This is a genomic window from uncultured Roseobacter sp. (assembly GCF_947499265.1).
Classification (GTDB): Bacteria; Pseudomonadota; Alphaproteobacteria; order Rhodobacterales; family Rhodobacteraceae; genus Roseobacter.
The window spans coordinates 392270-405010 of record NZ_CANMNK010000004.1; the positions used below are offsets into that span (position 1 = coordinate 392270).

A 12741-nucleotide genomic window follows, 5' to 3' on the forward strand; every position below is an offset into this window, starting at 1 on the left:
TGTAGCATCACGAATCCTGAGGGCGAAAGGTAGAAGTCGGCCAGCCCTCCATAAGCACCCGCATCGGATGCGCGGTTCTAACACGCTGCCCCCAAAGCACGATGGTTCCACACCAACGACGCCACGACTGCGTCGGGCAAATATGCCGGTCGTCGCGCTTGTCATTAGCGAGGCTGTCTCTGGCACTGCACCATCCGCGGCGGAAATCATCAGTGTTTCGATCAAGAGCTGCTGGCCGCTACCGAGTTTGAAATTCTGTTTTTAGCGCCTTTTTAAGGGTTCATGTGTCAATGCCTTCGCGGTTGTTGTGGTGGCCATCTGACAAAAAATAGAAAATGCGAGAAAATTATGAAAATGTTCAGGGTAAGCAGTTCGATCAGAAAGCGTGGCCATCATATTCTCGATACATTGGCGGTCGCTTCGGCACTCGATAAAGTTCAGGCCATAATCTGGTTTGATTTGGAGGGAAACATTCTCGATGCGAACGACAATTTCCTCGCAGCGATGGGCTATTCACTTGATGAGATTAGAGGTCAGCATCATAAGATATTCGTGACCAAAGCCTACTCCGACAGTGCAGAATATGCGAAGTTCTGGGATAAGCTTGGTCTCGGCAATTCTCACAGCGGTGACTTCGCCCGCATTGCCAAAGATGGCAGCACCGTTTGGATCGAGGCGTCATACAATCCGGTATTTGATGAGCGCGGGAAACCCGTGAAAGTTGTCAAATTCGCGATCGACGTCACGGAAGCGAAGAAGCTAGCAGCTGATTCCGCTGGCCAACTTGATGCGATCTCCAAATCTCAAGCCGTGATCGAGTTCACACTGGACGGCAACATCCTGACTGCCAACGAAAATTTTTGTCAAACACTCGGTTATTCCCTAGAGGAAATCAAAGGCCGACATCACAAGATATTTGTATCTCCAGCGTACGCTTCCAGTGCCGAGTATCGTGCCTTCTGGCAAACACTTGGTGCGGGTAAGTTCCATGCTGGTGAATTCATGCGGGTTAAAAAGGATGGCCGTGAGATCTGGATCCAAGCCACCTACAATCCCATACTTGATCCGGCCGGCAAGCCAGTGAAGATCGTCAAATTCGCCACTGACATCACTGAAACCAAAGCGGTAACCACTGATGCAGCAGGACAGCTTGAGGCGATTTCAAAATCCCAGGCAGTCATCGAGTTCGATCTTGAGGGAACGATACTTCATGCAAACGAGAATTTTCTGAAGGCACTTGGATATAGCCTTGAAGAGGTTCGAGGTAAGCATCACAGCATCTTTGTTGATCCAGTAGACGTGCAATCTGCGGAATATGCCGATTTTTGGAGAACACTGCGAAACGGACAATTCTTCTCTGCGGAATACCGGCGGATTGCCAAAGGAGGTCGCGAAATCTGGATCCAGGCCACCTACAACCCGATTCTGAATTCGAGCGGGGAGCCGTATAAGGTTGTCAAATACGCGTCGGAACTCACTGATCGAAAACACGCTATGGACGCATTCTCTCATGGATTGACAGCATTATCGGAAGGTGATCTCACCGTGCGCCTGCCAGATACTCTGACCGGAGATTTCGCAGCCCTTAAGACGGCATTCAATACCACAATGGTGCGGCTTGAGGAGATGGTTGTCGGTATTCTCGGAGCGTCGGAGGAAATCGCTGATGAGACACAGGCCATTGCGTCAAGCTCAACCGATCTGTCCGCACGAGGCGAGCGACAAGCTACAACGCTCGAAGAAACGTCCGCCGCAATGGAGGAAATCTCCGTAACGGTAAAAAGTACGGCCGCGAACGCAAAGATAGCGAACTCCGCTGCCGAAAGCGCGTCACGGCATGCGCAGAAGGGTGGCGAAGTCGTTACCAGTGCCATCGCGGCAATGGACCGGATCGAAGCAAACACGGCAGAGATCGGTAAAATTGTCGAAGTTATCGACGGAATAGCTTTTCAGACCAATCTACTTGCACTCAATGCGGGAGTGGAAGCGGCACGTGCAGGAAATGCGGGACGAGGGTTCGCCGTTGTTGCCTCCGAGGTCCGAGCACTGGCACAACTTTCGTCGGATTCCGCTCGCGAGGTAAATGAACTCATCTCGACAAGCAACCGACAAGTTTCTGAAGGTACAGAATTGGTCAACCGCAGTGGCGAAGCCCTGTCCGAGATCGTCGCAGGAGTGCAGGATGTAGTTACGAGCATCAGCGATATCCTGAGCGCGTCAGAGGAGCAGGCTACCGGGATTAGCGAAGTTACTCAAGCGGTGGTTGATATTGATCGCACGACGCAACAAACCGCCGCTCTGGCAGAAGAAGGTGCTGCATCAGCGACCCAACTCGCTGAGCGTGCGGCGCGTCTGCGCGAGTTGGTAAGTTTTTTCCGACACGATGATGGCGGGAACGCGTGCAATACCCATCCGACAAAGCACAGCCAAACCGCTTCGCAAAATTCCAGCGGGTATATTGGAGAAATCTCCGCTATGAAACAGGTAGCGGGGACGGATATTGCTCAGCCACGCGAGCCAGCAGTTCGACGAGCGGATGGTTGGGTCAAGTTCTATCAATAAATTTGGTGAGTATTGATCTAAATCGGTTTGCTTCGGGATATCTTCGTCTGAGTGTCGCTTCCTCGCCATATCAAATCCTTCGTTTCCTAACTTTGGGGGCGGATCAAATTAGTGGGAGAGGATCAGCACCGCAAACCACAAGGCTTTTTCTTCTATTTCTATTTATTTAGCGGAAGGCGAACAACAGCTTCGAAACCACCGCAGTATACCAACGCCGCAGGGGTACCAGAAATAGGTTTTTTTGCGTTGGCGTCGTTAAACGAAAAAAGGATGCGCATTGTCGTATGCATGCTCTGCGCCTTCGTAGTCGGCGCGGTGTACTTCCTGGCCTATAACTACAAGGTCACGACACGTGAGACCTCGCAACGTCAACAGCTGATTGACATGACCAATGCCTTCACCAGTGCATTCGCAGTGCACCGCGATGAAGACAATCTCGTCCCCGCCACCTTTCGTCGGATCGGCATCCAGGAATTCACCGATAGTGTCAAGAAAAGTGTCGACGTAAGGGCAACCGCGTCCACCATGCGCATGCCGGGCACGCCTGGATTGGAGCTGAACACGATCGAAGAGGATACACGCATCCGGTCGATCATAGCGGGTATGGCGCAGGCGCGAACAGCAACGCGCCACAATGAACATTTCTGGTCCGAGGGAAGGTTCGTTGGTCGCACAATCGTGCCTTCGGTCGCCTCCGCAGACAGCTGTGTCGGATGTCACAACGCAGCGCTCGGCGAAGAGATCTACGAGGTGGGCGACGTTATGGGCGCATTTGTGGTGGAGACGGACCTTACCAGAACAGTGATGCAGGGCGCGGTCTATGCAATTGCAACCGCACCTCTTGTCGGGTTTCTGGTCTTTATCCTGATCACGGCACAAGCCAAGCGGTCTGCCAAAACCGTCACCGCCTTAAAACGACAGGTTACGGCTGAGCAAAAAGCAGCGAATGGCGGAGGAACAAGCAAAGTTCCTGGCATCCCATGATTCACTCACAAAGTCGGCCAATCGGAGCATGTTTCACGATCAGCTGGAAGCGAACATTGCGCAAGTGGGTGGCGGTGAGGCGGCAGACGTGGTGATCGCGTTGGTTGATCTCGATGATTTCAAAATGATCAACGACTCGATCGGCCATGACGCAGGTGACGCTGTTCTCGTCACTATCGCGGAACGCCTGCGCGACGTGATTGATCCGTTCGACGGCCTGGTCGCGCGTTTCGGTGGTGACGAATTTGCGGTAGTGTTGGCTCCAAAACAGACTGATTTCAACGTGACGCACCTCGGACAAAAGCTTGTCGACGTGATCCACCAAGAGTTTCAGTTCGGGCAATCGGTCCTGCGGCCTGCCTGTTCCGTTGGCATAGCACAGCTCTCCGAGGTGGTTGGCGCCGACATCGCTGCCTTGATGAAGGCCTCTGATGTGGCTCTTTATTCCGCCAAGGATGCCGGGAAATCACGCTTCCAGATCTTTGATGAAACGCTGCGAATAAAGATGGGCCGCAAGATGGAGCTCACCTCTGAGTTGCCGCTTGCCCTTGCCAAAGGCGAGGTCCGACCTGTTCTGCAACCGAAGATCGACCTGCAAACTGGCGATATCACCGGATTCGAAGCCCTGGCTCGCTGGCGCTTTCAGGGCAAGGAAGTGCCGCGAACAGAATTCATTCCGCTGGCCGAAGAGTGTCGCTTGATCGAGCAGGTCGATTTCCACATCATGCACCGGGCCGCGGCCTTTATCGCAGACGCTTCCCGGTCTAATCAGACCCCGATCGGGCTCTCTGTTAACGTCAGCACGATTGATCTGCGCATGTCAGATTTCGTTGAGCGGGTTCTCGACGTTCTAATGGTGACCGGGCTTTCGTCTTCGCAGTTAACGCTCGAAATCACCGAGAGCGTTTTTATGCAAAACTGGGAAATGGCGCGTCAGGCCCTGAAAGCTCTGCGTGAGGCAGGCGTGCGGATTGCCCTTGACGATTTCGGAACGGGGTACTCATCCTTGTCTTACGTACTGGAATTTCCTTTCGACGAGATCAAAATCGATCGTTCTCTCGCAAGAGACGTAACCAGGATCGAGCAAAATCGAGCAATGCTCGTTCATCTCACTCGAATGTTCCACGATCTAGATAAGACGGTGACAATCGAAGGTGTTGAGACCTGGGAGCAAACGCAGTTCCTAATGGATATCGGAGTGCACCTGGCCCAGGGTTTCTACTTTGCAAAACCCCTCGAACTCGATGAAGCAATGGCACTTTTGCGGGGCGTTGGCTGTAGCGATCCCATTGTTCCAAGAACTGGATAGGCAGCGATGCTTTATGGTTCACACCGATCCCAAAACCGCGTCCCTATATGGGGCAGAGACGGCCTCTTCTCATTGAAGCGGAATCCGATTGAGGTCTTTTATGACGGACGATACAGAAATCTCAAACACCTCTCTTTCTATGCGAGCCAGGCGTGCCCTGGCCAAGAATGATATTTACACCGTGGGCGAGCTGCGGCTTCTGCTGCGCGAATGCGGATCTGATTATGTCAGATCTAGAATGCTTGGCATCGGGGCGGTTACAGCAGAAGAAATTTTCCATTTTTTGAACCAGGACTAGCAGCCACAAAAGGTGAGTTGCACAGCCTATCATTTCCTGCCTGTTGCGACACCAAGTTGGGTGATGCCTGGGAGAAGTTTGTTTGGGTAAAGATAAGGAGACTTTAAGCATGTTGGTCTAAGTGTGCTCTGGCAAGTTGCTGGAAGGCACAAAAATGATCGGAATAATCGAGAAAGTCATTGTGGACAGCCTCCTTGAATTGGGCGGGGATGAGCTTCGGCAAGATGTGTTCTTTGTCGCAAAGATCCCAAATGACCGCATCTACCGCATAGATCGACACTATGATGATGGCGAAACGATGCGATTGATAGAAGCGGTTCTCCAAGTCACCGGACTGGAAACCTCTGAACTTTTCGATTTGCTTTCCGAGGCCTTTCTCGAGTTTGTGGAGGGTGTGTTTCCCGAGTTTCTTCGGATGTCTAGAACATCGGAAGACCTCGTGCGGAAACAGGCCAAAATCCATGCATTGATCGCGGCAGGCAGCAGAAAACCTGGTGACAGCCAGAAGTCAGCCGACAAATTCCGAATTGAGGATCACGGGCCACACCACATCACAGTTCACTACCAATCACAGCTGCAACTCTGCGGCTTTTACGAGGCTTTGGTCCGGGCCGCCGCTAAACACTTTGGAGACGAGGTTGTTTTCGCATCTCACGAATGCGCGCACGAAGGCGCAAACGCTTGCAGAATGACAATGAAATGGACGAGTGTCGCGGGGACTCCGACGTTCTTTACATCCCCGCAAACACATGATCACGAGCTTAAGTCGACACATGGCTAAAGCCGCTCGCGCACAAAAGAAAATCAAGGCCCAAAAACGCCGCGTTGACGCTGGCGCGGCCCAGTCAGGGGTTGAGCAGCATTTCGAAAGTGCGACCGGTAGGGTTGGCATGGGCAGTTTGCGGATCAGCGACATGATTAAACCGCAAAACCCCACAGACACTCTCGTGGAATCGATTGCAGATCAACTCTGTACCATCGTTGAGGACAATTATGACATCCAGATCCAAGTCGACGGTGAGGGGGTCACAGAATCGCTTCAAGTTCAAAAGCTTACCGTTCTGATCAATTCGCTCCTCGAGAACGTACGGCGCAACATTGGCAGTCTGTCCAAGTTGGCCCAGGATCTTGAAACGAAAGTCCGTGAGCGGACACTCAAACTCGATCTCATCGTTCAAAGTTCCAATGACGGCGTCTGGCTTTGGGACTTGCCGAATGACTGCGTCGAATATTCGCCGAGATGGCGGCAATTGATGGGTCTTGATAATGAGCGGCTTAACAAGATCGACGATTGGCTTCTCAAGGTTCATCCGGACGATCAGGAGCGCCTGCGTTCGGCCATTCGGGCACATTTGCAGGGAACGACGCACTTTCTGACCGAAGATTACAGGATCCTGCATGCGGATGGTACGTATCGCTGGGTTTGGTGCAGAGGGAGGTGTCATCGTGATCAGAACGGGCGTCCGATCCTGATGGCAGGCACTCAAACAGACGTTCACCAACTGCGCTCCATTGATGCATCAACGGGCTTGCCTAACGAGGACAGTCTACAATCCACGCTCGAAGACATCATCAATCGCAAGATACCCTTTCGGGCTATGGTCATCGGTGTCCCTCGCGTGATTTCGATGAAGGAGGAATTGGGATCGGATGAGTTGTCCGCACTGCGCAAGGCCATTGCATATCGCTTGTCTTCATCGCTTCCGTTCGTGTCGGATTTGGCGCATCTTTCCGGGGAATACTACGCGGCCATCCTAACTCAAGACATCGGGGCGGAAGATCTGCACGCAAAGGTTCTGGAGTCTGTTCTCGATGCCTTCACCCGCCCGTTTTCGACGGGACTTCGGAACATACAGCTTGATGTCGCCATTGGTGTAACTCAGCCCGTCCATGAATTTGATTGTTCTCCGTCGGATGTAATGCGCGATGCATGGGCATCTTATCGGTGTGCACGGAACTCCGGTCATCGCAGCAACATACTGAATGAAGAGCAGATTGAGGCTGCGCGCGACAGGGCATATATGCAGGAGCAGGTTCGCCGCGGGCTTGAACGCGGCTGGTTTGTTCCTTATTTCCAGCCGATAGTGGATATGAAAAGCGAGCGCACGCTCGGTTTTGAGACACTTTGCCGGATGTCCCATCCGGACCTGGGTATATTACCTCCGGCCCGGTTCATTCCAATAGCGGAAGAATTAGGGGTGATGGACGCGATTGGCGAGCGCATGTTGACCAGAGCCCTCGATCAACTTGCAACTTGGGCAAATATGGGCGCGCCGTTTGGAGAGCTCTTTCTGACGGTCAATCTCGAAGCGCAACAGATGATGCAGCAGGACTTTCCTCAAAAACTTGGTGAAGGCCTGCGCGCGCGGCATATTCCAGCCCAAAACCTGAAATTGGAGATCGTCGAAAGCTCGATGGTGGGTAACTTCGCCTCGGCCTCTCGACAGATTGGCTTGCTGCGGGAGCTTGGCGTGAAAATTGCGTTGGACGATTTCGGGACAGGCTATTCATCCTTGGAATATCTAAACGAATTGACATTTGACCTGATCAAGATTGACAAAGCGTTTGTGGACGATGTTGAGAACGATCCCCGAAAGAAGTCGATGGTCAAGATGATCTGCGTACTGGCTGAGACACTTGGCGCTCAGATCTGTGTCGAAGGTATCGAAAACGATAGCCAGGCTGCAATCATGGTCGATCTGAACGTTACCTTCGGTCAAGGTTACATGTTCTCCAAACCGCTTCCAGCTGATACCTTGCACACTGCGCTTCAAGCAATCTGATTGTCTTCCTCCAGACTATCTCCTGCTTGGTTAGCTCCATGAAGACCTATTCGCCAACGCAAGTTATTCTGAACGGCAGGCGATTGATCTCGAATTGAGCAGGCTAGCCCCGGTGTCTTTTTCGACCATCCAGAGAACGACAGGCTGAAAGAATTTCTCGGTCAAATTCTGCAACACTAGGCGAATGACATCGGGTAGCCCGATCGCCCCGATACGCCACGGCTCAAAATTGTTAAAAGGCGCGAAAAAAGAGGCGGACGCCCAAAAAACTGCGCAATAAGTCCGCTATTTTTTTGCCTACAGTACTGAGCCGCGCGCGCAACGCGCATAGGCGGCACAGCAGTGTTGATGTTGATGATGGTTGCTAATGTCCGTTTCGAGCCAAAAGACCTCGGGAAAGCGAAACGCTTCGCAAGCAACGCCCTATTGCCGTCGCGATTTCGCGAATATGGCTTTTCAAGCTTGCTGACGAAGCAAGGGCTGGGGAAGCTACAAGTTGAGGCAAAGACATGAGCAACGAAGGCCAGTTCAGTTGAGTCTCAAGTAGTAGATTTTTTTTAGACTGACACATCCGATCCGCACAGAAGCTTACTCAGTCTATTTGGAAAACCAGTTGCATATGCCGCCAAAGCAGCCAAATGACTGCTCACCTTGCTGATCCTCACGTTCGGGAAGCAGATTAATCGCCTCTGTTTCACCAAGTTCAAATCTTGGAGGCTGGTCTTGTCGATCCAAACTGTCAAATCCGCTACTTTGATACTCTTCTAGCGTGACATAGTTCTCCTCAGGCATTCCCGACTCAACAGCTTGGTCATGAAATTCCGTAGTTGGTTGAAAGTGCCCCGACCAGTTTGTCCAACCCCAATTGTCGTCAAATCCAAGTTTTGCAATCAATCCGGCATAGTACACACCAGGCGTTTTCATGGATTCGACATAGTCCAGTTCAAATTCCTGAGTGGCGGTATGATAAAGTTGCGGATGACCTCCCGGTCCTTCGCCCCCAACATAAATTGGGCCCTTTGAATCGAGAATGACAAAACTATAATTTTTCTGTATATTTTCTTGTTTCGGATCAAATACCTCCACCCCACTCTGAAATCTGAAGCCGTCCAGCGACTGTGTCGGGAATCTCTTTAGCTGAACCAAAGTGTTTGCCTGGTTCGCCACCTCCTGAAGCTCCGCAATTTTTCTTGTTGTAGGACTTGAATCCGCCAGACGTTGAAGCGGAGAGGTCGAGTTTTTTATTGCAGCGACGCTCGTACGGCGGCGTTGATGGGTCTGCCGTGGTGGACTTCCATGCGGTCGAGATTTCATGTCCGCCTCCACCGTCTCATAGTATCTAAAAATCATTGATTTTGTCACTTTTTTAGCCGCGCTAGGGAGATCTGACATTCGTGCTTGGTGCAGCATCGATCAAATTGGCTTCAAGCAGACGAACTACACCATTGTCTGCATTTACCATTGCTCGTTTTTTTGTAATCTCGCCTGATGTGCGGACGAATAGTAGGCGGAAATCTCACCCAGGCTCAGATTGGCCATCATGGAGGGCTTTCTCTACGGAGCGCCTGTGCCCGATGCCGTTGCACCTGAAGCGTGCAGCGGATGGAATATCAAACCCACCCAGCAGATCCACATGGTTTGTCAGGACGCCGAAGCCTTCATTGGCACATCGGCCCGCTGGTGGTTTGTCCCGCATTGGTTCAAGGGCGATGTCAAAGACTGGAAACAGACCACCTTCAACGCCCGGATCGAAACGGCGGCAGAGAAACCCACCTTCAGGACCGCATGGAAAACTTCGCGCTGCATCATCCCGGCGGTTGGATACTACGAATGGTCTGGCCCGAAGAACGACCGCAAACCAAATTACATCACGCTTGAGACAAATGCGCCGCTGATCTTCTTTGCGGGATTGTGTTCAACACTTCAGGACGGCTCACGAACCTGCACGATACTGACGCGTGAACCAGCGGAGCAGATAGCACATATCCATACCCGGATGCCCGTCATCCTGAGGCAAGATGAGCTTGCCCCCTGGATCAGTGACGAAATGGAGACCACTGCCTCACAGGATGCCCTTGGCACAGGCTGGGATGGCCGGTTCAAGTTCCATGAGGTGAACAAGTTTGGTCGTGACGATGATGATCCGGAGTTGATCGAACCAATTGACAGACTGATTTAATGTTCGCTATTCGTTCTCGATGTCGACTCGTGCCCGAAGCCCACTGAAACGCAATGCTGAACAGAAGTTCCCAATACGACTGCGTACCAAAGCATCTGATGAGGATCGAATCCTGGACGCCGATGCCATTCACGAATGGCTTTTGCGTGAACTAGGTTGGGGCAACTATGCCTGGACCGGGGACAATCAACCCGGCCACTATGCGAACGCATTCTACCTGCCAAATATGGACGTTGCCCGAAGGTTGGTCGAGACCTTCGACCTGGAGCTGTTGCACCTCGAAGACATGAAATTGATCTGACAGATTGCTGACAAGACCGAAGGACTGAACTCGCACGATTGCTCGAATGGACCACATCAGCGGTTTCAGAGCTGGTGCGTAAATAGCATGGCCGCCCCCCCTACGTAAGTATTGCCAATGGCCGGAATGGTAAAAATTTGCTACCATAACATCATTGGTTCGGGTGGTTTTTCATGCGGTGGATATTGGTCATTGGGTTCGTTTGCTTTGTGGTTTGGGCGCTTGGCTCAGATCCTGAAGCACCTGTGATCAGCGTCACCCTCGCGCCAGATGGGATACAAAGCCTTGGCCAAAGCAGCTTCGACAAACCTAAGGTTCAAAACCCACCAGACGCGCCGGTCACATCCTCAGCAGAGAAAACCACGCTATTCGTATCGGGCTCAAGGGTGAATGTTAGAAAGGGTCCCGGAACCAATCACAGTGTCATCGGGCAACTTGTGCATGGCGAAGCGGTAAAACAGGTTTCCGCTGCTGCCGGTTGGAAGGAAATCGAAACGCGACACGGCGTCGGATGGATGTCGGCCAAATATCTTGCGGCCACAAAACCGAAAGTCGAAACCCAACGGCCCGAAAGCAGTCGCAAAAGGCAAATCGCACTGCCGACGAGCCGCGAAAAACAAGCGGCTCGCAATGCAATTATCCGGCAAAGCTTATCTTCATACCCTGGCTCCTGTCCTTGTCCTTACAATACTGACCGTGCAGGCAGAAGGTGTGGGAAAAGAAGCGCTTGGTCAAAGCCAGGAGGGTATTCTCCGATATGCTACGACAGCGACGTAAGTGAGGCGCGCCTAAATACCTATTTTGCTCTCAGGCGTGGAGCCGTGAATTAGTTTGATTTTATGAAGGGTAACCCTGGAAAAATAATTGTTTTTGAACCAATTGGGTGATTTGCATGAATGCTGAAAAAGAGGAACATGAAAGGAAGTCGATTTGGGCAAGCGTCTTGCCTACAGCGACCGTAGCCTTCCTAACAACAGTTGCGACAATAGGAGCGGCTTCACTAACCTTCTTCAAGGAAAGCCGAGAATTGGATATCGAAATGGTCAAGTTGAGTCTTGCCATTTTGAAGGGTGAATTTGAGGCCGAGGACGCCAGCGAACCGATACACGCCAGACGCTTCGCTTTGAAGGCGCTGGCCCGATTCAGCGGGGTGGAAATGACCAATGATGAATTGGAACAATGGGCGCAGCGAGGCGGGGTTCCAATTGATGAGGATCTGTTCTCTCGTGCTCTTCAAGAGTCATTATCGGATTTGGTTAAATTACAAACTCAAACAAGTCAGCTACTTTTCGAAAGGGGGCAAATGAATAACCGCCTCTTGCGAGCTCTCCGAGACGATCCTGACGCACTAAAAAGGCTGGAGGAAGAGGGACTGGTCAATCCCTCATTGCGTGAAATTCGCTAGTATAAGCACTGATTGCAAATAGGTTGTGAACTGCCAGAATTCCCGGGCGAACTCCTTGAGCATCACAATGTCAATCCATGAACGCCTCGGCTTGACCCGTCGCCAGCAGCCATTCATTCACGTTCTCGCCGCCTTCATGGATTGTGACCAGATACCGACCAAAACTGCCAGTAGATTCCGCTTCCGAGCGCTTGGCTTTGATGGTGCACAAAAACACCGACTTGCCCTCTATGCGCGCCCTGACGGCCTCTGTAACGGCTTTGCCCTCGTCTGTCTTGTTCTCCGGGGTGTTGATCCCGAACAGTCGCAGATGTTCGCCGTGAAGCCAGGTACGAAAGCCCAAGTCGATATCCGCAACGATGGTATCACCATCAATGACCCTGACGATGGTGGCGCGGTAGGTGTAGAGACCGCAATCTGGAACGGGTTCTTCTGCGAAAAGCGGAGAAGAGATGGCAAGACAAGTAAGCGTTGCCAGTGATTTTAGTCGGCTTTTCATCCGGGCGTCGATCCATTGTGTTGATGTTGACGTGCTGCGACCTTGGTTCGATCAAGGTAAACCAGTGGTTAACGCAGTTCAGTTTTGGTTGTCTGCCTTACATCGTGCACGACGCAATCAGCGTACATCCATCTGTTTGATTAGCTTATCCTGGAGAGAAACCCACCAGATTGCGCTGACACCCATCAGAAACACTCCAAAACCGGCGAAAAACAGGCAGATGAAAAGCATTGGTGACATCGACATCCGGGCTCTCCTTTTGAACTATCAGAACTCGGGAGGATAACGCGGCCTCAGCAGATGAATTTGACAAACATCAACCATACAATCGGAGGTAATTCAGCCTCGTTAAGCCAGCATTAACCAAAATTCCGCAGCATAAGTCTCAGGGGAAATGACTGTGCGCCTTGGGGGCGCAGGA

Annotated in this window: 12 protein-coding genes; 10 read left to right on the forward strand and 2 right to left on the reverse strand. The window is 51.8% G+C overall.

Features of this window, described 5'->3' with window-relative positions:
- Positions 1–354: 354 nt before the first annotated feature.
- The 6 genes from Q1A63_RS12935 (at position 355) to Q1A63_RS12960 (ending at position 7936) form a co-directional block, all read left to right on the forward strand.
- The gene (locus Q1A63_RS12935) at positions 355–2562 is read left to right on the forward strand and encodes a PAS domain S-box protein (protein WP_299631883.1); all 2208 of its coding nucleotides are present in this window, start codon (positions 355–357) and stop codon (positions 2560–2562) included.
- A gap of 111 nt (positions 2563–2673) precedes the next feature.
- Entirely contained in the window at positions 2674–3546 is an 873-nt protein-coding gene (locus tag Q1A63_RS12940; protein WP_299631885.1) for a hypothetical protein, read from the forward strand.
- On the forward strand, positions 3509–4855 hold the full coding sequence (locus Q1A63_RS12945) for a bifunctional diguanylate cyclase/phosphodiesterase (protein ID WP_299631887.1): 1347 nt from the start codon (positions 3509–3511) through the stop codon (positions 4853–4855). Before Q1A63_RS12940 ends, Q1A63_RS12945 begins: the two co-directional genes overlap by 38 nt.
- 100 nt (positions 4856–4955) lie before the next feature.
- Positions 4956–5153, forward strand: coding sequence for a hypothetical protein (locus Q1A63_RS12950; RefSeq protein WP_299631889.1), 198 nt, complete (start codon positions 4956–4958; stop codon positions 5151–5153).
- A 154-nt stretch (positions 5154–5307) separates the two neighbouring features.
- Positions 5308–5934: a heme NO-binding domain-containing protein gene (locus Q1A63_RS12955; RefSeq protein WP_299631891.1), complete on the forward strand. Its 627-nt coding sequence runs from the start codon at positions 5308–5310 to the stop codon at positions 5932–5934.
- Positions 5927–7936: a GGDEF domain-containing phosphodiesterase gene (locus tag Q1A63_RS12960; RefSeq protein ID WP_299631894.1), complete on the forward strand. Its 2010-nt coding sequence runs from the start codon at positions 5927–5929 to the stop codon at positions 7934–7936. Before Q1A63_RS12955 ends, Q1A63_RS12960 begins: the two co-directional genes overlap by 8 nt.
- A gap of 597 nt (positions 7937–8533) precedes the next feature.
- Here the strand turns inward: Q1A63_RS12960 and Q1A63_RS12965 are convergent.
- Positions 8534–9328, reverse strand: coding sequence for a hypothetical protein (locus Q1A63_RS12965; protein WP_299631896.1), 795 nt, complete (start codon positions 9326–9328; stop codon positions 8534–8536).
- A gap of 148 nt (positions 9329–9476) precedes the next feature.
- Between Q1A63_RS12965 and Q1A63_RS12970 the strand changes: the two genes are divergently transcribed.
- The 4 genes from Q1A63_RS12970 to Q1A63_RS12980 all read left to right on the forward strand — a co-directional run bounded on the left by Q1A63_RS12970 (position 9477) and on the right by Q1A63_RS12980 (position 11821).
- Positions 9477–10115, forward strand: coding sequence for an SOS response-associated peptidase (locus Q1A63_RS12970; RefSeq protein ID WP_299631899.1), 639 nt, complete (start codon positions 9477–9479; stop codon positions 10113–10115).
- Between the two features lie 19 nt (positions 10116–10134).
- A complete protein-coding gene (locus Q1A63_RS12975; protein WP_299631901.1) occupies positions 10135–10416 on the forward strand; it encodes a hypothetical protein in 282 nt (93 codons plus the stop codon).
- A gap of 173 nt (positions 10417–10589) precedes the next feature.
- Positions 10590–11246, forward strand: a complete 657-nt coding sequence (locus tag Q1A63_RS25670; RefSeq protein WP_366524351.1) for an SH3 domain-containing protein — start codon at positions 10590–10592, stop codon at positions 11244–11246.
- Positions 11247–11308: 62 nt separating this feature from the next.
- Complete coding sequence (locus tag Q1A63_RS12980; RefSeq protein WP_299631903.1) at positions 11309–11821, forward strand: hypothetical protein; 513 nt, start codon at positions 11309–11311, stop codon at positions 11819–11821.
- A 70-nt stretch (positions 11822–11891) separates the two neighbouring features.
- Here the strand turns inward: Q1A63_RS12980 and Q1A63_RS12985 are convergent, their stop codons facing one another.
- A complete protein-coding gene (locus Q1A63_RS12985) occupies positions 11892–12320 on the reverse strand; it encodes a thermonuclease family protein (protein WP_299631905.1) in 429 nt (142 codons plus the stop codon).
- Positions 12321–12741 lie beyond the last annotated feature (421 nt).